We start from the raw sequence: 24,520 nt of genomic DNA, 5'->3' as shown, positions 1-24,520 counted from the left end.
GTGCCCACAGTCTGCCGCTATGCACGACACACAGCGGCAGACGATGGTTGTGCGAGTGCCCCCGCGTCAACGTCCCAAGCGCCCGCGCACCATGCCGACGAGGGAGTTGAGTTCCTCGATGCGCATGCGGCGGGCCGCGACGTAGAAGATTCCGAGCAGTACGGCCCCACCCACCACGAGCGCCGCGAACGAACCGACGACGCCCTGGCCGAGCGTATGACCGATCCCGTAGCAGGCCGCACCACTGAGCAGTGCGGCCGGCACGGAGGCGATGCTGAGCCGAGCGTACGTCCGCAGCACGCGCGCCCCGTCCAGGTCGCCGTTCAGCCGCTTGCGCAGCCGGTTCCAGGCGACACCGACACCGATCGCGTACGCGAGGCCGTACGAGGCGGCCATGCCCACCACGGCCCAGCGGGCCGGGAGGACGAAGTAACAGACCGCCGAGGCGCCCGCGTTGACCGCGGCCACGATGACGGTGTTGTAGAAGGGCGTGCGGGTGTCCTCGTAGGCGTAGAAGGCACGCAGGACGACGTACTGCACCGAGTACGGGATCAGGCCGAGGGCGAAGGCCATCAACATGAAGCCCATGTTGGTCGCCGCGTCCGTCCCCGAGGACCCGAAGATGAGGGTGCACATCGGGATGCCGAGGGCGAGCAGGCCGAAGGCGATCGGCACGATCGCGACGGCGGTCGTGCGCAGTCCCTGGGAGATGTCGTCCCGGACGGCGCCTCCGTCGTCCTCGGCCGCCGAGCGCGAGATGCGCGGCAGCAGGGCGGCCATGAGAGACACCGTGATGATCGCCTGCGGCAGGCCCCAGATGAGCTGGGCGTTGGCGTAGGCGCTGAATCCGGTTCCGGCGATGTTCGTGTCCGCGACCGATGCGGTGGCGAGCTGGGTGACCACGAGGGCACCCGCCTGGTTGGCGAGGACGAAGAGGACGGTCCACTTGGCGAGCATCGCGGCCTTGCCCAGGCCGTGGCCCTTCCAGTCGAACCGCAGCCGCAGCTTGAACCCGGTCTCGCGCAGGTACGGGATCATCGCCAGCGCCTGGACGACCAGACCGAGCAGAACGCCGATGCCCAGGAGACGTTGGGCCTCCGGCGGGATGTTCTGGACCCCCATGCCGGAGTCCGCGGAGGTGCCGTAGACCCAGAGGAACATGCCGAGCGTCACGATGATGACGACGTTGTTGAGGACCGGGGTCCACATCATCGCGCCGAACTTGCCGCGGGCGTTGAGGATCTGGCCCATCACCACGTGGATGCCCATGAAGAAGATCGAGGGCAGGAAGTAGCGGGTGAAGGTGATGGCGACGCTGTCGGCCGCGGGATCGCTCGCCACCTTCACCGACAGCAGGCGGACCAGGAGAGGCGCCGCGAACATCGCCAGCGCGGTCAGTACCCCGAGCGCCACGATGACCAGGGTCAGCAGACGGTTGGCGAATGCCTCGCCGCCGTCGTCGTCCTCCTTCATGGCGCGCACGAGCTGCGGCACGAAGACGGAGTTGAGTCCGCCGCCGACGGTCAGGATGTAGATCATCGTCGGCAGCTGGTAGGCGACCTGGAAGGTATCACCGAGGAGAGCCGTGCCCAGCGCCGCCACGATCAGCGCGGAGCGGACGAAGCCGGTCAGGCGGGAGACCATCGTGCCCGCCGCCATCACGGCGCTCGACTTCAGCAGGCCGGTGGCCTTTCCGCCCTTCGTGGGAGCGGCCGCGGGCGCCGGTGCCGTCGGCGTGAGCTGCATCGTGGCGTCGGACATCGCGGGCGGGGGCGCCTGGCCCGAGGGCGGTGCCGGGGACGGGCCGGGAACCCCTGGGGGGTCCATCTGCGGTCGTGCGCCGCCCTGGCCCTGGTCCCGGAAGAGATGGGCGAAGGCGTCGGGCTCGTGGTACTCCTCGCTCGCCCCGGTCACCAGGTCGTCCACGCCCACGAACTGGGTCGTACGGGCGTCGTCGCCGTACGGCAGGTACTGGGTGGGGCCCTCCGGCTCGGGCGCCGGGGTCTGCGCCCACACGCGGGGGTCGGGGGCGTACGGGGACTGGGGCGGCTGGGCGTAGAGCGGGGGCTGCGGCTGGTACGTGCCCGGAGGAGGCGGGGGGTGTGCGGCACGGTCGTAGAGCGCCTCGGCGACCGGGTCCTGGGCGGAGAGGTCCTGCGCCCGGTAGGGATCCTGGTCGTAGGCGTCCTGGAGGTACATGTCCGCGGGGGGCTGCGGCGGCACCTGACCGTGTTCGGGAGGCGGACCCTCGGGGTAGCCCGAGCTGCCCGCGCCCTGACCGCGGTCACCGTCGTACGGCGCGTTCATGGTTACCCCACCTCATCGTCCCCGGGCCCACCGGCCACGACATCGCTCAACGGTCCACTCTCTCACCCGTGCCGGACGGGTCGGCGCTTTCCGGTGCGGTGTCCGGTGTCGGGTCACTCGGGTGCTCCGGGTCGTCGGCCCGGGACGGAGTGCCGGACTCCTCCTGCTGGAGACGGTCCTGAGGGCCTTCGGGGTTCTCCGGGCCTTCGGGTTCCGGGTTCGTGTCGTCGTCGGGCCCGTCGGGGCCCTCCTGCTCGGCCTGGCGGGCCACGGCGCGCTTGCGGTGCGTGTACATCCGGAAGCCGGCGAGGACGAGGAGCAGGACACCGCCGCCGATGACCAGCATGACGGTGGCCGTGACCTCGGTGACCTTCACGTCGAACCTGACGGCCTGTCCGTACTCCTGGCCGTCCTCCGTGTACAGCTGGGCGATCACCTCCACCTTGCCGTTGGCGTTGGCCGACGTGGTGAACTTCACCGACTGGCTGTGCCCGCCGTTGACCGTGACCCGCTGCTCCGTGTACGCCTTGCCGCCGATGTTCAGGCGGGTGGGGCTCGTCGAGGTGAGCCGCAGAGTCAGGTGCCCGACGCCCTGCACCAGGTTGTTCTGCACGGTCACGGGGATCGTGGCGCTGCGGCCCGAGAGCTTGGTCTCGGACTTGTCGATCAGTTTGACCTGGTCGGTGAGGTCGTCGAGATAACCCAGCACGCCCTGGCGGAAGTTGGACGCCTCACCCGCCTGGCCGCGCCACGAGGTGGACATCTCACGGTTCATGGCCCGCCCGAAGGGGGTCACCACCCGCGACTCGTCGGTGAGGATCACCCGGAAGTTGTCGAGCTTGTCCTGGGTGGTCGCGATCTCCTCGAAGGCCGACTTCGGCAGTTCCTGCCTGCGCAGCGAGGAGGGGTACGAGGAGGACGACGGGATCCTCGTGGTGGCGCTCTGGTCGGGCTTGGCCTTGGCCGCCGTGGCGAGGTCCTGGGACTCGCTCCAGTTGCTGCTCTGGAGGGTCGTCAGCGCCTCGGCCATCGTCTGGGCCTGGCTCGCGGTCGGCATGCGCTGCGGGACGACGACGATGCTGCGCTGCTTGTCCGTCTGGAGGTCCAGGGCCAGGCTCTGGGCGAGGAACTGCTGCTCGGCGAGCGTGGCGGCCCCGGCCTTCGTCAGATCGCCGTCGAACGCCGTCGAGAGCCGTGCGTCCGCGACCACCGCCGTCGTACCACCGCCTACGGGGCGGGCGGCCGAGGGCGTGTACGACAGGCCGCCGGTCTCCTGGAGGCTGTCGCTGCGGGCGATCACCTTGTCGGCGCCGGCCGAGGTGGCGACCTTGATGATCGACGGGTCCACGGCGCCGTTCACCGGCCACGCGAAGTCCGTGTTCGGCGTCACGTGCAGCACCGTCTGCACGGTGCTCGCGGCGACGTCGGTGGCGTCCTTGAGGTGGCTGAGCGAGCCGGTGACGCTGGTGCCGTTGTGGGCGAGGGACGCCAGATCCGGGTCGGCGAAGGGGAGGGCGACGACCTCCTTGTCCGCCACGGCCGACTGCAGCTCGGCGAGCCACGCCTTGGCGACCGCCTGGTGCGTGCCCGTCGTGGTGGTGTCGCCGTCGCCCTGGATCTTGTAGCTGCGGGTCATCGCGTCGACCGAGGCCAGCAGGTCCGGGTCGATCACCCAGGTGACGTCGAGATCCTTGCCGAGCGACAGCATCTGGTCGAGGCGCCCGCCCGGGGAGATCTCCTTGGCGAGGTCGTCGTTGAGGAAGACCGGCGTCTGCTGCTCGTTGGAACCCGTCTGCGCCGTCATGTGGACGCCGGAGATGAGCGGCCACAGGTACGTCGTCTTCGTCTTCGTGTCGGCGTCGCCGGGCTGCCACGGCAGGAACGTCCGCTGGATGCCCAGCACCTGCTCCCAGGGCTGCGCCGAGGTCTCGCCGGAGAGCGCGACACCGAGCGGGTAGACGCCGTCGTCACCGAGGTCCAGCTTGTCGACCGGGACGGAGAGGGTGAAGGGCTCGGCGACGCCCGGGGTGAGCTTGGAGAACTTCTCGCTGTACTTGTCGTCGATCTCCGAGCCGTCGACGCCCTGGATGTAGTCGGTGCGCTTGGCGACGGTGTCGATCGCCGAGCGGGTGCTCAGCGCCTGTCCCAGGCGCAGGCCCACATGGGCGTCGGTGACCGTCTGCTTGCTGTTGTTGGTCACCGTCCCCGAGACGGTCAGCGTGTCCCCGTCCGTGGGGACGCTGGGGCTGAGCGTGTCCAGGGAGACGGACACCGACTGCGAGCCGGAGGCCGCCTGCGCGGACGTCTGCTCGGCCGCACCCGCGGGCGCGACGGCGGACAGCTGAAGGAGGCCGGCCAGCAGAGGCGCCCCGGCGAGCAGTGTGCCGGTGCGCCGCAGCCACCGGCGGGCAGGTGAGGGAATCGTCCCCTGGAAGTCTGCCGCCTCGGCCACGCGCTCGCCCGTCCCTCGTCATCGTCAGTGGTCGTCGCAATGTGCGTCCACGCATGGTAACGATGCGCGCTGAGGGTAAGTGCCGCGGACTGGTCCACAAGATCGGAGAACGGCGACGGACCGTCCCGTATGTGCCCGTATAAAAGGGAGCACTCTCGTACGTCGCAAGGGCAGCGCTTGTGCGGGTATCGGGGGGCGTGTCCATGCACGTTTGATGGGGACGACGGCGGTGGCCGGGGTAATCGAGGCGCCCGTGGTGGTCGCGGCCACGTAACCTTTTCTGTTGTGCCGAACGCCAACGAAGACAATCCCAGTGCCCTGAGCCAGGTGCAGCACCGCGCCGTGAGCGAGCTGCTGCGGGTGGCTCCCGTCGCCGACGACCTCGCCCGCCGTTTCCAGGAGGCCGGGTTCTCTCTCGCCCTGGTCGGCGGCTCGGTCCGGGACGCGCTGCTCGAGCGGCTCGGCAACGACCTGGACTTCACGACGGACGCGCGTCCCGAGGACGTACTGAAGATCGTCCGGCCGTGGGCGGACGCCGTGTGGGAGGTCGGGATCGCCTTCGGCACCGTCGGGGCGCAGAAGGACGGCTACCAGATCGAGGTCACCACCTACCGGTCCGAGGCCTACGACCGGACCTCGCGCAAGCCCGAGGTGTCGTACGGCGATTCCATCGAGCAGGATCTCGTCCGGCGGGACTTCACGGTGAACGCGATGGCCGTCGCGCTCCCGGAGAAGGTGTTCATCGACCCGCACGGCGGCCTCGACGACCTCGCGGCCCGGGTGCTGCGGACGCCGGGCACTCCCGAGGCGTCCTTCTCGGACGACCCCCTGCGGATGATGCGGGCGGCACGCTTCGCCGCGCAGCTCGACTTCGAGGTCGCCCCCGAGGTCGTCACGGCGATGACAGAGATGTCCGGGCGGATCGAGATCGTCTCGGCCGAGCGGGTGCGGGACGAGCTGAACAAGCTGATCCTCTCCGCGAACCCCCGCAAGGGGCTGACCCTGCTCGTCGACACCGGGCTCGCCGACCACGTCCTGCCCGAGCTTCCCGCCCTCCGGCTGGAGAGCGACGAGCACCACCGGCACAAGGACGTCTACGAACACACGCTGATCGTTCTGGAGCAGGCGATCGAACTGGAGGAGAACGGTCCCGACCTGACCCTCCGCCTGGCCGCGCTGCTGCACGACATCGGCAAGCCGCGCACCCGTCGCTTCGAGAACGACGGCCGGGTCTCGTTCCACCACCACGAGGTGGTCGGCGCGAAGATGACCAAGAAGCGGATGCTGGCGCTGAAGTACTCGAACGAGTTGGTGAAGGACGTCTCGCGTCTCGTCGAACTCCACCTGCGTTTCCACGGCTACGGCACCGGCGAGTGGACCGACTCGGCCGTCCGCCGCTACGTCCGCGACGCCGGCCCGCTGCTCGACCGCCTCCACAAGCTGACCCGCTCGGACTGCACCACGCGGAACAAGCGCAGGGCCGCCGCGCTGTCCCGTGCGTACGACGGCCTTGAGGAGCGCATCGCCCAGCTGCAGGAGCAGGAGGAGCTGGACTCGATCCGCCCCGACCTCGACGGCAACCAGATCATGGAGATCCTGGGGGTCACTCCCGGGCCGGTCATCGGCCGCGCGTACAAGTTCCTGCTGGAACTGCGGCTGGAGAACGGGCCGATGGAGCATGAGGCGGCGGTGGCCGCGCTCAAGGAGTGGTGGGCCGCGGAGGGCTGAGACCGTGAAACGGGGTCATGTTTCACGTGAAACATGACCCCGGACAGCATCAGGGGCGGTGTTTCACGTGAAACACCGCCCTCGTCGCGTCATCGCTACTTCGAGTAGTCCGTCAGGCAGAGCAGGAAGTCGCTGCCGTCACCGCTCTCGGTGTACGAGTACTTGAAGTCCTTCGCGGCCGCCGTGCACTTGGCGTTGGCCTCGGTCTCGGAGTACTTGCCGTTGATCTTGGCCAGCACCGTGTACTGGGCCTTCGAGTCGCTGCACTTCACGACCTCAAGGTCCGGGTTGGTGTCGCTGGTGCTGCCGCGGTGCATGCAGTCACCGACCTTTGCCGTGTTGGCGTCGTCCCGGCTCGATATGTAGCCGAAGATGGCCACGCCGATCCCGATCACGATGATGACGGCCAGCCGGATCATCTTGAAGCTGAATTTGCGTCTCGGCTGCGGCGGGATCGGAGCGTACGGCCCCGCTCCCTGCGGCGGGAAACCGGGCTGACCGGGCTGCTGCGGGTACCCGCCCTGGGGCGGGTACGGGGCCTGCCCCTGCGGCGGGTACGGACCGGGAGTCTGGGCGTGCGGCGGGTACGGCGTCGGCGTCTGCGGCTGGCCGTAGGGCTGCTGGCCCTGGGCGTATGGGTTCGGGCTCTGAGGCGGCGGAGTTGTCACTTGGGTTCCCCCCTGGAACGTGGACGCATGGCACGGCATGACCCATGGTCAGGCGTGCGGCATGAGGTGAAATAAGACGCCCGTAAGCTACCTGGAGCCACTGACACCGCTGAGACCGCATTGGACTCCGTGTCAGTGATGTGACACTTCTCGGCGCTCAAACTGGGCCATAGTCGCAGCAACTACGCCGTAGACGAGGGCCACGGTGATCACCAGCACCGCTGAGCGGCCGTCAGGGGGAAGCATCAGAGCGGCCATCGCGGCGGCGCCGACGAAAGCGATGTTGAACAGCACGTCGTAGACGGAGAAGATGCGGCCGCGGAAGGCGTCGTCGACCGAGGACTGCACGATCGTGTCCGTTGCGATCTTCGCGCCCTGGGTCGTCAGGCCCAGGACGAAGGCCGCCGCGAGCATGGGGGCGGTGGCGAACGGGAGGCCGAGCGCCGGTTCCAGGAGCGCGGCGCCCGCGGCGCACACGGCGATCCAGCGGCCGGGGCCGAGCCGTCCCGCGGCCCAGGGCGTCACCACGGCCGCCACGAAGAAGCCGGCGCCGGACACTCCCAACGCCAGCCCCAGCAGGCGCAGTCCGTCGTCCGGGGTCGAGGAGAGGGCGTAGCGGCAGAGCATCAGCAGCAGGACGGTGAGGGCGCCGTAGCAGAAGCGCATCAGCGTCATCGCGCCCAGAACCCACAGCGCCTCTCTGCGTTGCGGCGCGGCGAGGTGTCGTACCGCCGCTGTCAGGTCCCGGGCGGTGCCGGCGAGTGCTGTCGCGAGGCGGGGGTGGGTCAGGGCGCGGTCGGGGCCGAGGAGTTCGGGCGCCATGCGCAGGGAGGTGAGGGCCGCGCCCAGATACAGGGCGGCCCCGAGCAGGACGACCGCGGCGGCGGTGTCCGCGACCAGCAGTCGTACGAGGAAGGCGAGGCCGCCGCCGAGCGTCGCGGCCAGCGTTCCGGCCGTGGGGGAAAGGGAGTTGGCGACGACCAGGCGTTCGTCGTCGACCACCCGGGGGAGGGCCGCGGACAGGCCGGCGAGGACGAAGCGGTTGACGGCGGTGACGCACAGCGCGGAGACGTAGAAGAGCCAGTCCGGGACGTGGCTCAGCATCAGGACGCCGGTGCCCGCGGCCAGCAGGGCGCGCAGCAGGTTGCCGTAGAGGAAGACCTGGCGGCGGCGCCAGCGGTCCAGGAGGACGCCGGCGAAGGGGCCGATGAGGGAGTACGGGAGGAGCAGGACCGCCATCGCGGAGGCGATCGCGCCGGCCGAGGTCTGTTTCTCCGGTGAGAAGACGACGTAGGCGGCGAGTGCGACCTGGTAGACGCCGTCCGCGCCCTGGGAGAGCAGCCGTACGGCGAGCAGGCGCCGGAAACCCTGGAAGCGCAGGAGGATGCGCAGGTCACGGACGACGGCCATGGGCACAGCCTCACATACGAGGAGGGTCCCCGGGCAACATGCCCGAGGACCCTCGACGAACGGACCGTCGGCGCGTCTTAGCGCTCGACCTCGCCCTTGATGAACTTCTCGACGTTCGCGTACGCCTCGTCGTCGAAGTACTGGACCGGCGGGGACTTCATGAAGTAGCTCGACGCGGAGAGGATCGGGCCGCCGATGCCGCGGTCCTTGGCGATCTTCGCGGCGCGCAGGGCGTCGATGATGACACCCGCGGAGTTCGGGGAGTCCCACACCTCGAGCTTGTACTCGAGGTTCAGCGGGACGTCACCGAAGGCGCGGCCCTCGAGGCGGACGTAGGCCCACTTGCGGTCGTCGAGCCACTGGACGTAGTCCGACGGGCCGATGTGGACGTTCTTCTCGCCCAGGTCGCGGTCCGGGATCTGCGAGGTGACGGCCTGCGTCTTCGAGATCTTCTTGGACTCGAGGCGGTCGCGCTCCAACATGTTCTTGAAGTCCATGTTGCCGCCGACGTTGAGCTGCATGGTGCGCTCGAGACGGACACCGCGGTCCTCGAACAGCTTCGCCATCACACGGTGCGTGATGGTCGCGCCGACCTGCGACTTGATGTCGTCGCCGACGATCGGGACACCGGCCTCGGTGAACTTGTCCGCCCACTCCTTGGTGCCGGCGATGAAGACCGGGAGGGCGTTGACGAAGGCGACCTTGGCGTCGATGGCGCACTGCGCGTAGAACTTCGCCGCGTCCTCGGAACCGACGGGCAGGTAGCAGATCAGGACGTCGACCTGCTTGTCCTTGAGGACCTGGACGACGTCGACCGGGGTCTCGTCGGACTCCTCGATCGTCATGCGGTAGTACTTGCCCAGGCCGTCGAGGGTGTGACCGCGCTGGACCGTGACGCCCTTGTTCGGGACGTCGCAGATCTTGATGGTGTTGTTCTCACTGGCACCGATGGCGTCCGAGAGGTCGAGGCCGACCTTCTTCGCGTCGACGTCGAACGCGGCGACGAACTCGACGTCACCGACGTGGTAGTCGCCGAACTGGACGTGCATCAGGCCGGGCACCTTGGCCGCCGGATCGGCGTCCTTGTAGTACTCGACGCCCTGAACCAGTGACGCGGCGCAGTTGCCCACGCCGACGATGGCTACGCGAACCGAACCCATTCCGGTTGCTCCCTGTGTGTGCGAGGTGAGGCCCTGACTGGACCTCATGTGGTGGTTTCGTCGGACGGATCCGGCCCGGGGGTGGCGCCCCCGAGCCGGGGCAGGCCGCCCGACTCCCCAGATGTGCTGTCCTGCTGAGAGGAGCCTCCGGAGGCGGGACCCTTCAGGTCCCGTCCGGCTCGCTCGCTCTCGATGAGCTCGTTCAGCCAGCGCACTTCGCGCTCCACGGACTCCATTCCGTGGCGCTGCAGCTCAAGCGTGTAGTCGTCGAGGCGCTCCCGGGTCCGCGCCAGAGAGGCACGCATCTTCTCCAGACGCTCCTCCAGCCGGCTGCGGCGACCCTCCAGTACGCGCATCCGTACATCGCGCGACGTCTGCCCGAAGAAGGCGAAACGAGCGGCGAAATGTTCGTCCTCGTACGCGTCGGGCCCCGTCTGCGAGAGAAGCTCCTCGAAGTGCTCCTTGCCGTCCGCCGTCAGCCGGTAGACGATCTTGGCGCGACGTCCGGCGAGGGTGGCGGTGAGGGCGTCCTCGGGAGTGCTCCCCGTCTCTTCGATCAACCAGCCGTTGGCGACCAGCGTCTTGAGGCAGGGGTAGAGCGTTCCGTAGCTGAACGCACGGAACACTCCCAGTGACGTGTTGAGTCGTTTGCGCAGCTCATAGCCGTGCATCGGGGATTCGCGGAGCAGGCCGAGGATGGCGAACTCGAGGATGCCTGAGCGTCGGCTCAAGGTCGCCTCCTTCCTGTCCGTGGTTCCGCCGTGACGGCCTTTATGCCGAGCTGATGTATCGACTCGATACATCCAGACGATAGAACGGCCTTCCGGATGCGACAAGTGGGGAGATGGTGAGCGGCGTCACATCACCGATTCGTTGGAATCAAGTTGCCTGATTTGGGGTGAACTTCGGGGCTAAGCAGGTTTTGACGGTGCGTAGTCTGTGCGGCATGCACACCACCGGGAACCAAGTGACGCGTGGGGGCGTCGTCGTCCCCGGTGCGGTACGGGTGAATGCAGAACCGACCACATCCGTACTTCGGGGGGACCGGAAACCAGCCGCCGTTTCCAGGCGCGCACGGATGCGCCTGCCCGAGGAGTAATCGTTCGATGAGCGAGCACCGTCGCAAACCGCCGCAGCCGCAGGGAGGCGGACGTGCCGCGGCCCGACGCGGCCAGTCCGGACCGACCTCCGGCCGCCGCGCGGCACCGCGAGGCGCCACCACCGGGTCTCCCTCCGACTCCTATGGGTCGAACCCCGCAGAGCCGGGGGGTGAGGAGCGCCAGTACGGCAGCCGCGCCGAAGCACGTCGGGCTGCCCAGAGAGGCGGCGGCCGTCGCAGAGAGCCCGCCGGCCAAGGTCCCGGCGGCCCGAACGGGCCCGGCCGGGGCAGAGGACGCGCTCCCGCGCCCGGCAAGAAGCGGTTCATCGACTATCCGCGCTTCGACAAGTACGGATGGCGCCGCTGGATGCCCTCCTGGAAGCTTGTCTCCGGCCTGTGCCTGTTCTTCCTCGGCAGCATCGTGGCCGCGGTCGGCGTGGGCTACGCGATGGTCGGCATCCCCAGTGAGAACACCGCGGCCAAGTCGCAGAACAACGTCTACTACTGGTCCGACGGCACGCAGATGGTCGCCACGGGCACCGGTGCGAACCGGCAGAACGTCACCATCGACCAGATCCCCAAGGCCATGCAGTGGTCGGTGATCTCGGCCGAGAACAAGAGCTTCTACACCGACTCGGGCGTCGACCCCATGGGCATCGCCCGCGCCCTGGCCAACATGGCCCGCGGCGGGGAGACGCAGGGTGGTTCGACGATCACCCAGCAGTTCGTCAAGAACACCTACCTGAGCCAGGAACAGACGGTCACCCGTAAGTTCAAGGAGATGTTCATCTCCATAAAGGTGGGCACGCAGCTCAGCAAGCAGCAGGTCCTCCAGGGCTACCTGAACACCTCGTACTACGGTCGCGGGGCCTACGGCATCCAGGCCGCCGCGCAGACCTACTACGGCGTGGACGCGGTCAAGCTGACGCCGAGCCAGTGCGCCTTCCTGGCGGCGCTGTTGAAGGGTCCGACGTACTACGACCCGATCGGCGCCACGAACATCGACCCCGCGGCGGACGCCAAGTCCAACACCGCGCGCTCCAAGGCGCGTTGGAGCTGGATCCTCGAGCAGATGCACAACGACAAGCGCATCACGGACGCCGAGTACCAGACGGCCATCAAGAAGTACCCCGAGCCTCAGGGGCTCAAGGCGACAAAGGGCATGACCGGCCAGATCAGCTATCTGGTGGACACGGCCAAGAAGTACGTCCTGAGCCACTCGGACATCTCGCAGACCGAGTTCGACCAGGGCGGCTATCAGATCTACACGACCTTCCAGAAGGACAAGGTCAACGAGCTGAGCGCGGCCGTGAAGAAGGTCCAGAAGGAGCGCATCGACCCGAAGAAGCGCGACCTGGACAAGTACGTCCAGTTCGGCGCGGCGTCGGTGGTGCCCAAGGACGGAGCGATCGTCGCCCTCTACGGAGGCGACGGCTACGAGAACGGCCACTTCACCAACAACGCCGACACCTCGGGTGTGCCGGTGGGTTCGACCTGGAAGCCGTTCGTGCTCGCCGCCGCCATGCAGTACGGCACGTACAAGACCGACGGCGTCGGGATCTCGCCGCTGAGCAAGTACAACGGCGACGACCATCTCAAGGTGAGAAACCAGGACGGCTCGTACGTCCTGAACAAGGACAACTCGATCTTCTATCAGAACAACGAGAGCAACTACCCCTGGGGCTACATCTCCCTGCGCAAGGCGATGGAGCAGTCCATCAACACGCCGTTCGTGCAGCTGGGCATGGATGTGGGGAACTCCAAGGTGCGGGACGTGGCCAAGGCGTCCGGGATACTGGACGACAGCTTCGCCACGCTGAACCCGTCCTTCGCCATCGGTACCTCGACGCCCAGCGCGATCCGGATGGCCGACGCCTACGCGACGTTCGCCGCTTCGGGCAAGCAGGCAGATCCGTACTCGGTGACCGCCGTCAAGCACGACGGGCAGGCGGTCTCTGGCTTCACCAAGCCGACCGTGAAGCCGGCGATGCCGGAGAACGTGGCGAACAACGTCACGGACACCCTGGAGAACGTCATCCAGAACGGTACGGCTGAGGCCGCCAAGGCTCTGGGTCGCACGGCGGCCGGCAAGACCGGTACCACCGACAGCAACAAGTCGGCCTGGTTCGTCGGCTACACCCAGCAGCTCTCGACGTCGATCGCGATGTTCAGGGAAAACCCCAAGGACGCCGAACTGCTCTCCATGAACGGCACGGCGGGCGTGGCGTCCATCCACGGTGGTGACATTCCGACGGCGGTGTGGACCGCGTACATGGAGTCCGCGCTGAAGGGCAAGTCGGACCCCGGCTTCCCGGACGCGACCAAGATCGACAAGGTGTCGAACGAGGACGGCGCACCGACTCCCACGCCGACGCCGGTGGTGACGCCGAGCAAGACACCCAGCGAGACCCCGAGCGAGACGCCCAGCGAGACGCCGAGTTCGACACCTTCGGCCACCGAGACCTGCCGGTTCAGCTGGCAGTGCAACGACAACGGTGGCACCGACGGAGGGGCGACATCGACGCCGACGGACACGGCTACCGCCACGGAGACAAGTGGCAGCGACAGAGGCAATCAGAACGGCGGCATCTTCGGAGGCTCGACCGGTTAGCCGCATATCGCTCGTGACGGGTGTTTCACGTGAAACACCCGTCACGGGGTGTTTCACGTGAAACATGGGCCGTCGCACCTACGAGGTGCGGCGGCCCTCGGCGTACTCCTAGGTGTGTACGGCAGGATGTCCCCCATGCCCAGTGCAGAACTGACGCCCGCGAGCGTGCACGAGCCGGATCCGGTACGGCCGACCAGGGATGACGAGGTCGCCGCCGCAGGTAGTGAACTGATCGGTGGCCCCATCGGCCGGCGCGCTCTCCTCGGGACGTCCTGGTGGACTCCCGTACGGGTCGTCGCGCTGGTGGCGATCGGCATGTTCGCCCTCGGTCTGGTCCAGAAGGCGCCCTGCTACACCAGTGGTTGGTTCTTCGGCGCCAGCTCGCAGTACACGCACGCGTGCTACTCGGACATCCCGCACCTCTACCAGGGGCGCGGTTTCGCCGACGGGCTCGTGCCGTACTTCGACAAGCTGCCCGGCGACATGCAGTACCTCGAATACCCGGTGCTGACCGGTGTGTTCATGGAAGTGGCCGCCTGGCTCACCCCGGGCAGCGGCAGCATCCAGCACCAGGAACAGTGGTACTGGATGGTCAACGCCGGGATGTTGATGGTGTGCGCGGCCGTCATCGTCGTCTGCGTCAGCCGTACGCACGCCCGTCGCTCCTGGGACGGCCTGCTGGTCGCCCTGGCCCCCGCCTTCGCGCTGACCGCGACCATCAACTGGGACCTCCTGGCGGTCGCTCTGACGGCCGCGGCGATGCTGATGTGGTCCAGGGGTCGTGCGGTCGCGTTCGGCGTCCTGTTGGGCCTTGCAACGGCCGCCAAGCTGTATCCCGTGTTCCTGCTGGGCCCCTTGTTCCTGCTGTGCTGGCGCGCGGGCAAGTGGCGGGACTTCGGGAAGGCGTTCGGAGGTGCCGCCGTCGCCTGGCTGGTGGTGAACCTGCCGGTGATGCTCTTCGCCTTCGACGGCTGGTCGAAGTTCTACACGTTCAGCCAGGAACGAGGCGTGGACTTCGGGTCGTTCTGGCTGATCCTGGCGCAGAACTCGTCCGACCCGCTCAGCACCGACACCGTCAACACGTTCGCCACCCTGCTGGTGCTGCTGTGCTGCGCGGGCATCGCGGTCCTCACGCTGACCGCCCCGCGCCGGCCGCGCTTCGCCCAACTGGCCTTCCTGATCGTCGCGGCGTTCATCCTGACCAACAAGGTCTACTCACCGCAGTACGTGCTGTGGCTGGTCCCCCTGGCGGTGCTGGCCCGGCCGAAGTGGCGGGACTTCCTGATCTGGCAGGCGTGCGAGGTGGCGTACTTCCTGGGGATCTGGATGTACCTCGCGTACACGACCAGCGGAAACGCCCACAAGGGACTGCCGACTGATGGCTACCACTGGGCCATCGGCCTGCACCTGCTGGGCACGCTCTACCTGTGCGCCGTGATCGTGCGCGACATCCTCATGCCGGAGCGGGACGTGGTGCGCCTGGCGGGCGATGACGACCCGTCGGGCGGGGTGCTCGACCGGGCGGAGGACGTGTTCGTGTTCGGCGCGGCGGCCCATCCAGGACGGCACGCGGCCCCCTTCGAGGGACCGCCGGTGGAGTGGGGCAGTGAGGACCCGGCCGAGCGTTCGCTCTGAGCGAACAGGCGCTGGTGGACGCCAACTGGTGGATGCCAACGGGCCGCTGACAAGCTGCGGTGAGGCCACGCGAAAGGCCGTACACGGAAGGTTCCGTGTACGGCCTTTCGGCTGTTCCAGTGGGGCTCAGCGGTCCATGATGCGGTCGAACTGCGTGGTGGTGTGCCGCAGATGGGCCACCAGTTCCTCGCCGACCTTCGGCTCCGCGGCCTCCGCCGGCACGAACAGGATCGACACCTGCATGTGCGGCGGCTCGGCGAACCAGCGCTGCTTGCCGTCCCAGACGAACGGGGAGAGGTTCCGGTTCACCGTGGCGAGGCCGGCGCGGGCGACGCCCTTGGCGCGCGGCATGACGCCGTGCAGCGCCTTGGGAGCCTCCAGGCCCACCCCGTGCGACGTACCGCCCGCCACGACCACCAGATAGCCGTCCGAGGCCGCCTTCTGCTGCCGGTAGCCGAAGCGGTCGCCCTTGGAGACGCGGGTGACGTCCAGGACCGCTCCGCGGTACTCGGTGGCCTCGTGGTCCCCCAGCCACAGCCGGGTGCCGATCCGGGCCCGGAAGCGGGTCTGCGGGAACTGCTGCTGGAGCCGGGCGAGTTCCTCGGCCTTGAGGTGGCTGACGAACATCGTGTGCAGCGGCAGCCGGGCGGCGCGCAGCCGGTCCATCCAGCCGATGACCTCCTCGACGGCGTCCGAGCCGTCGGTGCGGTCCAGCGGGAGGTGGATGGCGAAGCCCTCCAGGCGCACGTTCTCTATGGCCGAGTGCAGCTGCGGGAGTTCCTGCTCGCTGACGCCGTGTCGCTTCATCGAGGACATCACCTCGATGACCACACGGGCGCCCACGAGGCCGTACACGCCGTCGATGGAGGACACCGAGCGGATGACCCGGTCCGGCAGCGGAACGGGTTCCTCACCGCGGCGGTACGGCGTCAGCACCAGCAGGTCACCGCCGAACCAGTCCTTGATCCGGGCGGCCTCGTACGTCGTGCCGACGGCGAGGACGTCCGCGCCCAGCCGCGTCGCCTCCTCCGCCAGCCGCTCGTGCCCGAAGCCGTAGCCGTTGCCCTTGCAGACCGGGACGAGCCCGGGGAACTGCTGGGCTACGCGCATGTGATGCGCCCGCCAGCGCGCGGTGTCGACGGAGAGCGTGAGCGCCATGGCCGGACCTGGAACCTTTCGGGTGGCTGCGGTGTATCAGAAGTATGAGAGCTGTCGACGTTATCGAAGCGAGGACCGTGAGGTCAGCGGCGCGACATGTAGATGTCGAGCGCCTTGTGGAGCAGCTTGTTGAGCGGGAAGTCCCACTCGCCGAGGTACTCGGCCGCCTGCCCGCCGGTGCCCACCTTGAACTGGATCAGACCGAAGAGGTGGTCGGTCTCGTCCAGCGAGTCGGAGATGCCGCGCAGGTCGTAGACGGTGGCACCGAGCGCGTAGGCGTCGCGCAGCATCCGCCACTGCATCGCGTTCGAGGGCCGGACCTCACGCCCGATGTTGTCGGAGGCGCCGTAGGAGTACCAGACGTGTCCGCCGACCACCAGCATCGTCGCGGCCGACAGGTTCACCCCGTTGTGCCGGGCGAAGTACAGGCGCATCCGGTTGGGGTCCTCGGTGTTGAGGGCCGTCCACATGCGCTGGAAGTACGACAGCGGGCGGGGCCGGAAGTGGTCGCGCACGGCCGTGATCTCGTACAGCCGCTGCCATTCCTCGAGGTCGTGGTAGCCGCCCTGGACGACCTCGACACCGGCCTTCTCGGCCTTCTTGATGTTGCGGCGCCACAGCTGGTTGAAGTTCTTGTGGACCTCTTCGAGCGAGCGGTTGGCCAGCGGCACCTGGTAGACGTAGCGCGGCTGGACGTCGCCGAAGCCGGCGCCGCCGTCCTCACCCTGCTGCCAGCCCATACGGCGCAGCTTGTCGGCGACCTCGAAGGCGCGCGGTTCGATGAAGTCGGCCTCGATGTCGCGCAGCCGCTTCACGTCCGGGTTCTGGATGCCGGCCTTGATGGAGGTGGCCTCCCAGCGCCGGATGATGACCGGCGGGCCCATCTTCACCGAGAAGGCCCCTTGGTGCTTGAGGTGGGCCAGCATCGGCTGGAGCCAGTCGTCGAGGTTCGGCGCGTACCAGTTGATGACCGGGCCCTCGGGCAGATACGCCAAGTAGCGCTTGATCTTGGGGAGTTGCCGGTACAGGACCAGGCCCGCGCCGACCAGCTGGCCGGTCTTCTCGTCGATCCAGCCGAGGCTCTCGGAGCGCCACTCCGCCTTCACGTCAGCCCATGCCGGGACCTGCATGTGGCTCGCCGAGGGCAGGCTCTGGATGAATGCCAGATGCTGCTCACGGCTGATGGTCCTCAGGGTCAGACTCATTCGGGGCGCTCCTCGGGCTGGGGTGTCCCCATGGGTACAGGGGCTCCGGCTCTCGCGCCGAAGCCTACTGCGCCTCGCGAGCGCCCCGACTGGGCGTATGCAACCTTCGCCTCGGCCTGTGAGCCGCCGGGGCGATCCGTGGTGGTTTACACGGTGTTGGGGCTACGGCATCCGGGCCGTCAGCTGATGACACCGCCGAACAGGCCGCCGTGGGCCATACCGAGGAAGAAACCGACACCCGCGGCACCGAGACCCAGGATCAGGCCGAAGCGCTCCCTCGTCGTCTCGGAGATCCACTGGCCGTAGGCACCGATGAGGATGCCCACGAGACCGGTCCAGGAGCTGAGCAGATGCAGGCTGTGGAAGAACCCCGTGATGAACGCGGTCAGGCCGAGCACCAGGGTCACCGCGAGCAGCGTGTCCTGGAGCGGATGGGGCTTGCCGTCAGTGGCGAAGAGAGAGCCGGCGGTGTTGGGTCGCAATGCCTGTGCCATGTGGCACCTCCTGCGGAAGGCGGCGCGTCGTCGCGCCGGACACACCCGATGTGTACAGATTGACGCTCTCCGCCACCGGATTTCAACCGGAAGCGGGTGGGCGGGTACTCTGTACCCTCTGCACTGGTGTCTGCCCATGTCACGACTCGGAATCCCCACGAGGGGCGCCCGATGTCAGTGGCGGCTGTTTTACTGGCACACACTGTTGCTTACGCATCACAACCCTCCTGCCACGGATCGACCGTGGCCGCTGAGTCCAAAGGAGGTGGGTTCCACATGCGTCACTACGAGGTGATGGTCATCCTCGACCCCGATCTGGAGGAGCGCGCTGTCTCCCCCCTGATCGAGAACTTCCTCTCCGTCGTCCGTGAGGGCAACGGAAAGGTCGAGAAGGTCGACACCTGGGGCCGTCGTCGTCTCTCGTACGAGATCAAGAAGAAGCCCGAGGGCATCTACTCGGTCATCGACCTGCAGGCCGAGCCTGCGGTCGTCAAGGAGCTCGACCGCCAGATGAACCTGAACGAGTCGGTCCTCCGGACCAAGGTCCTCCGCCCCGAGACCCACTGAGCATTCCTGCTCAGCTGATCTCGGGATTCGAGTAGCAGCACCAAGCAGCCAGCAGCAAACCCGCCGAGAGGTTCCCCCATGGCAGGCGAGACCGTCATCACGGTAGTCGGCAATCTTGTCGACGACCCCGAGCTGCGCTTCACCCCGTCCGGTGCGGCGGTCGCGAAGTTCCGTGTCGCGTCCACTCCCCGCACCTTCGACCGCCAGACGAACGAGTGGAAGGACGGCGAAAGCCTCTTCCTCACCTGCTCGGTCTGGCGTCAGGCGGCGGAGAACGTCGCGGAATCGCTTCAGCGAGGCATGCGCGTCATCGTGCAGGGCCGGCTGAAGCAGCGGTCCTACGAGGACCGTGAGGGCGTCAAGCGCACGGTCTACGAACTGGACGTCGAGGAAGTCGGCGCCAGCCTGCGCAGTGCCACGGCCAAGGTCACCAAGACCGCCGGTGGCGCTCGCGGTGGCCAGGGTGGTGGCTTCGGCGGCGGCGGTGGTGGCGGCCAGGGTGGCGGCGGCTGGGGTGGAAACTCCGGCGGCGGTCAGCCGGCCGGCGGCGCTCCTGCCGACGACCCGTGGGCCACCGGCGCTCCCGCCGGCGGCAACCAGGGCGGCGGCGGTGGCGGCGGCTGGGGTGGAAACTCCGGCGGCGGCGGTGCCGGCGGTGGCGGCGGCTACTCGGACGAGCCCCCCTTCTAGGCCCTTGGGCCGAGGGTGGGCCGTACCCACACTTCTTGATCACACAGGAGATACACCATGGCGAAGCCGCCTGTGCGCAAGCCGAAGAAGAAGGTCTGCGCATTCTGCAAGGACAAGGTCCAGTACGTGGACTACAAGGACACGAACATGCTGCGGAAGTTCATTTCCGACCGCGGCAAGATCCGTGCCCGCCGCGTGACCGGCAACTGCACGCAGCACCAGCGTGACGTCGCCACGGCTGTGAAGAACAGCCGTGAGATGGCGCTGCTGCCCTACACCTCCACCGCGCGATAAGGGAAGGGTGACCGACTAATGAAGATCATCCTGACCCACGAGGTCTCTGGCCTCGGTGCCGCGGGCGACGTCGTCGACGTCAAGGACGGTTACGCTCGCAACTACCTGATCCCGCGGAAGTTCGCTATCCGCTGGACCAAGGGTGGCGAGAAGGACGTCGAGCAGATCCGTCGTGCTCGCAAGATCCACGAGATCCAGACCATCGAGCAGGCCAACTCCGTGAAGGCCCAGCTCGAGGGTGTCAAGGTTCGTCTGGCCGTTCGCTCCGGCGACGCCGGTCGTCTCTTCGGTTCCGTCACCCCGGCCGACATCGCTTCCGCGATCAAGGCTTCCGGTGGCCCCGAGGTCGACAAGCGTCGTATCGAGCTGACGTCCCCGATCAAGACCCTGGGCGCCCACGAGACGTCCGTGCGTCTGCACCCCGAGGTTGCCGCCAAGGTCAACATCGAGGTCATCGCAGCCTGATCGCTGTGCTCGGCATAGCTGAGAGAGGGGCCGCACCCATTGGGGTGCGGCCCCTCTGCTGTGTCCGGAGCGGTGAGGCACAGCCCGCGTTTGTGCGTTCGGAACGCTGGGACATGAGCCGCGGGGCGCCTTTAGGACAGCGAGACATGATTCGCGTGATGCGATCGGGCCGGCGTCCCACGGCCCGCATCGTGTGTTCGCGCGGCCCGGCGGTGCTCATGTTTCACGTGAAACATGGCAGTGCGTGGTGTTTCACGTGAAACGGTCAGCGGGTCGCGCCCGTGACCACCCAGCGGCCCGAGCGGGCCCGCAGCAGGAGCGTCAGCATTCGCACCGCCATCATCAACGTCATCGCTGCCCAGATGGCGGTCAGTCCGCCGCCGAAGGTCGGTACGAGCAGGGCTGCCGGGACGAAGACCGCGAGGGTCACCAACATCGCGCCGGCGAGATACGGCCCGTCTCCCGCGCCCATCAGCACCCCGTCCAAGACGTAGACGACCCCGCAGATCGGCTGAGAGAGCGCCACCATGATCAGGGCAGGCAGGGCGGCGTCCTTGACGGTGGGGTCGCTGGTGAACAGGGGGAGGAAGAGCGGGCGGGAAAGGATCACCAGGAGACCGAGCACCACTCCGATGGCAATCCCCCACTGCACCATGCGACGGCAGGCGGCTCGGGCGCCCTGGGGATCGTCCGCGCCGAGGTAGCGGCCGATGATGGCCTGGCCCGCGATGGCGATGGCGTCGAGTGCGAAGGCCAGCAGAGACCACAGGGACAGGATGATCTGGTGCGCGGCGATGTCGGCGTCGCCGAGGCGGGCCGCGACGGCGGTGGCGATCAGGAGGATCGCGCGCAGGGAGAGTGTGCGCACGAGTAGCGGTGCGCCGGCCTGGGCCGAGGCTCGGATCCCTGCGGCGTCCGGAGCGAGGGAGGCGCCGTGCCGCCGGGCGCCGCGGACGACCACGACGAGATACACGGCGGCCATGCCCCACTGGGCGATGACGGTGCCCCAGGCGGAACCGGCGATGCCGAGGTCGGCGCCGTAGACCAGGACGAGGTTGAGGACGGCGTTGGCGACGAAGCCTGAGATGGCGACGTAGAGCGGTGTCTTGGTGTTCTGGAGGCCGCGGAGGACTCCGGTGGCGGCGAGGACGATCAGCATGGCCGGGATGCCGAGGAAGGAGATGCGGAGATACGTCGTCGCGTAGGGGGCCGCGGTGTCCGAGGCGCCGAAGAGGTTGATGAGAGCGGGTGCCGAGGGGAGGACGACGGCTATGACGGTGGCGCCGATCAGCAGGGCGAGCCAGATGCCGTCCATGCCCTGGCGGATGGCGGCCTGGAGATCACCTGCGCCGACCCGTCGGGCGACGGCCGCGGTGGTGGCGTAGGCGAGGAAGACGAAGATGCTCACGGCTGTCGTCAGGAGGGCGGATGCGACGCCGAGTCCGGCGAGTTGGGCGGTGCCGAGATGGCCGACGATTGCGCTGTCGGCCATGACGAAGAGGGGCTCGGCGACGAGTGCGCCGAAGGCCGGGACGGCCAGCATGACGATCTCTCGGTCGTGCTGGCGTCGGGTGGCCCTGGTGGCCGCGGGAGCCTGTGTCATGAGCACTAATCTAATCGTCCACAGGTAAGAGATGCAATTGCTTCGTGACCCTTACCTCTGATCTCGCCTCGTGTCCTCTCGCGCACTGTTCGAAGCGATCTTGGTCCGATGTGGAAAGTTTTTCTTCTGCACAGCCGGTGGACGGGAAATGAGCAGGTCAGATGGGTTACGGCGGAAGTGGCGAGGGCTTGTTCACAGGGCTGTCCACCGGGTCGTGCACAGGTTTTGGTGGGTTCTCCACAGCATCGGGGCCGTCGTCCACATGGCCTGTGGATAACCAGATTGGCTGACGGTGCCCGCGGGCCTACGGTGGACCGGCGCCCGCTCCGTCCGTCGGCCTGAGAACCATCACAAAACCGACGCGCCCGTACCGGAGTTGGGCGCTTCATTTGTCAGTGCCGTGCCGTAGAAATGAGGGCACGGCGAGGTCCGCTCGGCGGACGGGAGGAGGTGGCTCGATTGAGTATTTCCGAGCCCTTGGACGACCCGTGGGCCGAGAGCGGTCCAAGTGATCGTCTGCCCGCTTCCCGACGACGAGGTGACGGGGGCCGGGGCCGGGACGAACAGCACGACCGCGGCCGGGAAGGCGGCGAGTGGGAGGGCGCTGGGTCGGCCTTCGAGCGCGTGCCTCCGCAGGACCTCGATGCCGAGCAGTCCGTACTCGGCGGCATGCTTCTGTCCAAGGACGCCATCGCGGACGTCGTCGAGGTCCTCAAGGGCCACGACTTCTACAAGCCCGCGCACGAGACGATCTACCAGGCGATCCTCGACGTCTACGCCAAGGGCGAGCCGGCCGACCCGATCACCATCGCCGCCGAGCTCACCAAGCGCGGTGAGATCAACAAGGTCGGCGGCGCATCGTATCTGCACACCCTCGTCCAGACCGTGCCCACGGCGGCGAACGCGGAGTACTACGCGGAGATCGTCCACGAGCGCGCGGTCCTGCGCCGCCTGGTCGAGGCGGGCACCCGCATCACCCAGATGGGATACGCGGCCGACGACGACGTCGACGAGATCGTCAACCGGGCGCAGGCCGAGATCTACGCGGTCACCGAGCAGCGGACCAGCGAGGACTACCTCCCGCTCGGCGACATCATGGAGGGCGCGCTCGACGAGATCGAGGCGATCGGCTCACGCAGCGGCGAGATGACGGGTGTGCCCACCGGGTTCACCGACCTCGACTCGCTCACCAACGGGCTGCACCCGGGCCAGATGATCGTCATCGCGGCCCGTCCCGCCATGGGTAAGTCCACACTCGCGCTCGACTTCGCTCGCGCCGCGTCGATCAAGAACAACCTGCCGAGCGTCATCTTCTCCCTCGAAATGGGGCGCAACGAGATCGCGATGCGTCTGCTGTCCGCGGAGGCGCGGGTCGCCCTGCACCACATGCGCTCCGGCACGATGACCGACGAGGACTGGACCCGGCTGGCGCGGCGGATGCCCGAGGTGTCGTCCGCGCCGCTCTACATCGACGACTCCCCGAACCTGTCGATGATGGAGATCCGCGCGAAGTGCCGCCGGCTCAAGCAGCGCAGCGACATCAAGCTGGTGATCATCGACTATCTGCAGCTGATGCAGGCCGGTGGCTCCAAGCGGCAGGAGAGCCGTCAGCAGGAGGTCTCGGACATGTCCCGAAACCTCAAGCTGCTGGCCAAGGAGCTGGAGGTCCCGGTGATCGCGCTCTCGCAGCTGAACCGTGGTCCCGAGCAGCGCACGGACAAGAAGCCGATGGTGTCCGACCTGCGTGAGTCCGGCTCCATCGAGCAGGACGCCGACATGGTCATCCTGCTGCACCGTGAGGACGCGTACGAGAAGGAGTCGCCGCGCGCGGGCGAGGCGGACATCATCGTGGGCAAGCACCGTAACGGCCCGACGGCGACGATCACCGTCGCCTTCCAGGGGCACTACTCGCGCTTCGTGGACATGGCGCAGACGTGAGCTAAGGGCATTGCGGGCTCACCGGGCGGACAGCTGTGCCGGACGTCAGCCGAGCAGGGCCGCCTCCCGCGCCGGCACCGCTGCCTGGACCTGGTTGGTGCGGTCGGCGCGGGTGAGGATGCTGCTGATGGGGGCCTTGACGGTGCCGGTGCAGCACGATCTCCGTACGACGTCCTCGCGTCCCTGCTTGTCCACCGCGCGCATGGCCTCCAGCAGGGCCGCGACGACGTCCCGCTCGAACTCGACCGTCAGCGCCTCGTCTCGTACCTGGTCAGGGTCAAGCCGCCGGGAAGCGTCCGCGTCTCCACCAGCTTCAGGTTCACCCAGCTGTCCAGCGCCGTGAAGAACGGTGTGCCGCCGCCCACCAGCACCGGCGCGGTGGCCAGCACGTACTCGTCGATCAGCCCGGCCCGCATGGCCGCCGCGGCGAGTGTCGCGCCGCCGATGTCCATCGGGCCGCCGTCCTCGGCCTTGAGCCGGGTGATCTCGGCGACCGCGTCGCCGTTGACCAGGCGGGTGTTCCAGTCGACCTTGTCGACCGTCGAGGAGAACACCACCTTCGACATGTCCCGCCAGCGGCGCGCGAACTCGATCTCCGCCGGGGTGGCACCCGGCAGCTGGTCGGCGGTCGGCCAGTGGGAGCTCATCGTCTGCCACAGCCTGCGCCCGTACAGCGTCAGCTCGGTCGCCTCCAACTGGTCGGACCAGAACTGGAACAGCTCGTCGCTGGGCACACTCCAGCCGATGTCGTCGCCGGGCGCGGCGATGTAGCCGTCCAGGCTCAGGTTCATGCCGTAGATCAGTTTCCGCATGCCGCCAGCCTTCCGTGAATCGGTCTCGCGCGTACAGACCGGCGCGACGCGAGAAACTCATCGGTGCACGATCTGAGCTCGCGTGGAGTCCCCGTCTCGGTAGCTCAGCCGCAGACTCGCCGCTTCGCCGTGAACATCCCGGTGCGCGATGGGTGCGCGATGGGTGCGCGGTCGGCGGCCATGCTGGAGTCCGGGCCGGAGCGGCACCCGCCAGCAGGACCCGC

The 24,520-nt window shown here is 68.0% G+C and carries 20 protein-coding genes; 8 read left to right on the top strand and 12 right to left on the bottom strand.

The window, feature by feature from the left end; genetic code table 11:
• Positions 1 to 66 precede the first annotated feature (66 nt).
• Together murJ and OHT77_RS22975 are read right to left on the bottom strand one after the other, a co-directional pair.
• A complete protein-coding gene (gene murJ, locus OHT77_RS22980; RefSeq protein ID WP_328830391.1) occupies positions 67 to 2,307 on the bottom strand; it encodes a murein biosynthesis integral membrane protein MurJ in 2,241 nt (746 codons plus the stop codon).
• 46 nt (positions 2,308 to 2,353) lie between these two features.
• Complete coding sequence (locus OHT77_RS22975) at positions 2,354 to 4,759, bottom strand: DUF6049 family protein (RefSeq protein WP_328830390.1); 2,406 nt, start codon at positions 4,757 to 4,759, stop codon at positions 2,354 to 2,356.
• Positions 4,760 to 5,044: 285 nt separating this feature from the next.
• Between OHT77_RS22975 and OHT77_RS22970 the strand changes: the two genes are divergently transcribed.
• Positions 5,045 to 6,487, top strand: a complete 1,443-nt coding sequence (locus tag OHT77_RS22970; protein ID WP_328830389.1) for a CCA tRNA nucleotidyltransferase — start codon at positions 5,045 to 5,047, stop codon at positions 6,485 to 6,487.
• 95 nt (positions 6,488 to 6,582) lie between these two features.
• Here the strand turns inward: OHT77_RS22970 and OHT77_RS22965 are convergent, their stop codons facing one another.
• The 4 genes from OHT77_RS22965 to OHT77_RS22950 all read right to left on the bottom strand — a co-directional run bounded on the left by OHT77_RS22965 (position 6,583) and on the right by OHT77_RS22950 (position 10,456).
• On the bottom strand, positions 6,583 to 7,155 hold the full coding sequence (locus OHT77_RS22965; RefSeq protein WP_328830388.1) for an LppU/SCO3897 family protein: 573 nt from the start codon (positions 7,153 to 7,155) through the stop codon (positions 6,583 to 6,585).
• A 132-nt stretch (positions 7,156 to 7,287) separates the two neighbouring features.
• Positions 7,288 to 8,565 carry an MFS transporter gene (locus OHT77_RS22960; protein WP_328830387.1) on the bottom strand — a complete coding sequence of 426 codons (1,278 nt, stop codon included), beginning with the start codon at positions 8,563 to 8,565 and terminating at the stop codon, positions 7,288 to 7,290.
• Positions 8,566 to 8,642: 77 nt separating this feature from the next.
• The gene (locus OHT77_RS22955) at positions 8,643 to 9,725 is read right to left on the bottom strand and encodes an inositol-3-phosphate synthase (RefSeq protein WP_328830386.1); all 1,083 of its coding nucleotides are present in this window, start codon (positions 9,723 to 9,725) and stop codon (positions 8,643 to 8,645) included.
• A gap of 44 nt (positions 9,726 to 9,769) precedes the next feature.
• A complete protein-coding gene (locus tag OHT77_RS22950) occupies positions 9,770 to 10,456 on the bottom strand; it encodes a PadR family transcriptional regulator (RefSeq protein WP_328830385.1) in 687 nt (228 codons plus the stop codon).
• 735 nt (positions 10,457 to 11,191) lie between these two features.
• Here OHT77_RS22950 and OHT77_RS22945 point away from each other — a divergent pair.
• Both OHT77_RS22945 and OHT77_RS22940 read left to right on the top strand, forming a co-directional pair.
• Positions 11,192 to 13,435: a transglycosylase domain-containing protein gene (locus OHT77_RS22945; RefSeq protein ID WP_328830384.1), complete on the top strand. Its 2,244-nt coding sequence runs from the start codon at positions 11,192 to 11,194 to the stop codon at positions 13,433 to 13,435.
• A gap of 135 nt (positions 13,436 to 13,570) precedes the next feature.
• The gene (locus OHT77_RS22940) at positions 13,571 to 15,070 is read left to right on the top strand and encodes a glycosyltransferase family 87 protein (RefSeq protein ID WP_328830383.1); all 1,500 of its coding nucleotides are present in this window, start codon (positions 13,571 to 13,573) and stop codon (positions 15,068 to 15,070) included.
• A gap of 126 nt (positions 15,071 to 15,196) precedes the next feature.
• Here OHT77_RS22940 and OHT77_RS22935 read toward each other — a convergent pair whose 3' ends face one another.
• From OHT77_RS22935 to OHT77_RS22925, 3 genes are all read right to left on the bottom strand, one after another.
• Positions 15,197 to 16,228, bottom strand: a complete 1,032-nt coding sequence (locus OHT77_RS22935; protein ID WP_328830382.1) for an alanine racemase — start codon at positions 16,226 to 16,228, stop codon at positions 15,197 to 15,199.
• Positions 16,229 to 16,311: 83 nt separating this feature from the next.
• Positions 16,312 to 17,433 (bottom strand): peptidoglycan bridge formation glycyltransferase FemX, encoded by a 1,122-nt coding sequence (gene femX / locus OHT77_RS22930; RefSeq protein WP_328830381.1) that lies wholly within the window; start codon positions 17,431 to 17,433, stop codon positions 16,312 to 16,314.
• Between the two features lie 179 nt (positions 17,434 to 17,612).
• Positions 17,613 to 17,927, bottom strand: a complete 315-nt coding sequence (locus OHT77_RS22925; RefSeq protein ID WP_266770454.1) for a hypothetical protein — start codon at positions 17,925 to 17,927, stop codon at positions 17,613 to 17,615.
• A 276-nt stretch (positions 17,928 to 18,203) separates the two neighbouring features.
• Between OHT77_RS22925 and rpsF the strand changes: the two genes are divergently transcribed.
• From rpsF to rplI, 4 genes are all read left to right on the top strand, one after another.
• Positions 18,204 to 18,494 carry a 30S ribosomal protein S6 gene (gene rpsF / locus OHT77_RS22920; protein WP_006604399.1) on the top strand — a complete coding sequence of 97 codons (291 nt, stop codon included), beginning with the start codon at positions 18,204 to 18,206 and terminating at the stop codon, positions 18,492 to 18,494.
• A 78-nt stretch (positions 18,495 to 18,572) separates the two neighbouring features.
• Complete coding sequence (locus OHT77_RS22915; protein WP_328830380.1) at positions 18,573 to 19,184, top strand: single-stranded DNA-binding protein; 612 nt, start codon at positions 18,573 to 18,575, stop codon at positions 19,182 to 19,184.
• A gap of 57 nt (positions 19,185 to 19,241) precedes the next feature.
• Entirely contained in the window at positions 19,242 to 19,478 is a 237-nt protein-coding gene (gene rpsR / locus OHT77_RS22910; RefSeq protein WP_006381652.1) for a 30S ribosomal protein S18, read from the top strand.
• Positions 19,479 to 19,496: 18 nt separating this feature from the next.
• Complete coding sequence (gene rplI, locus OHT77_RS22905; RefSeq protein WP_019055128.1) at positions 19,497 to 19,943, top strand: 50S ribosomal protein L9; 447 nt, start codon at positions 19,497 to 19,499, stop codon at positions 19,941 to 19,943.
• Between the two features lie 265 nt (positions 19,944 to 20,208).
• Here the strand turns inward: rplI and OHT77_RS22900 are convergent, their stop codons facing one another.
• The gene (locus OHT77_RS22900; RefSeq protein ID WP_328830379.1) at positions 20,209 to 21,546 is read right to left on the bottom strand and encodes an MATE family efflux transporter; all 1,338 of its coding nucleotides are present in this window, start codon (positions 21,544 to 21,546) and stop codon (positions 20,209 to 20,211) included.
• Positions 21,547 to 22,005: 459 nt separating this feature from the next.
• Here OHT77_RS22900 and dnaB point away from each other — a divergent pair, with 459 nt between their 5' ends.
• Positions 22,006 to 23,484 carry a replicative DNA helicase gene (gene dnaB / locus OHT77_RS22895; RefSeq protein WP_026150108.1) on the top strand — a complete coding sequence of 493 codons (1,479 nt, stop codon included), beginning with the start codon at positions 22,006 to 22,008 and terminating at the stop codon, positions 23,482 to 23,484.
• Between the two features lie 45 nt (positions 23,485 to 23,529).
• Here dnaB and OHT77_RS22890 read toward each other — a convergent pair whose 3' ends face one another.
• Both OHT77_RS22890 and OHT77_RS22885 read right to left on the bottom strand, forming a co-directional pair.
• On the bottom strand, positions 23,530 to 23,688 hold the full coding sequence (locus tag OHT77_RS22890) for a hypothetical protein (protein WP_328830378.1): 159 nt from the start codon (positions 23,686 to 23,688) through the stop codon (positions 23,530 to 23,532).
• A gap of 44 nt (positions 23,689 to 23,732) precedes the next feature.
• Positions 23,733 to 24,296: a dihydrofolate reductase family protein gene (locus OHT77_RS22885; RefSeq protein ID WP_328830377.1), complete on the bottom strand. Its 564-nt coding sequence runs from the start codon at positions 24,294 to 24,296 to the stop codon at positions 23,733 to 23,735.
• Between the last annotated feature and the right edge of the window lie 224 nt (positions 24,297 to 24,520).

The organism is Streptomyces sp. NBC_00252 (genome assembly GCF_036187565.1).
Classification (GTDB): domain Bacteria; phylum Actinomycetota; class Actinomycetes; order Streptomycetales; family Streptomycetaceae; genus Streptomyces.
This window is presented reverse-complemented; position numbering and strand designations above follow the sequence as displayed.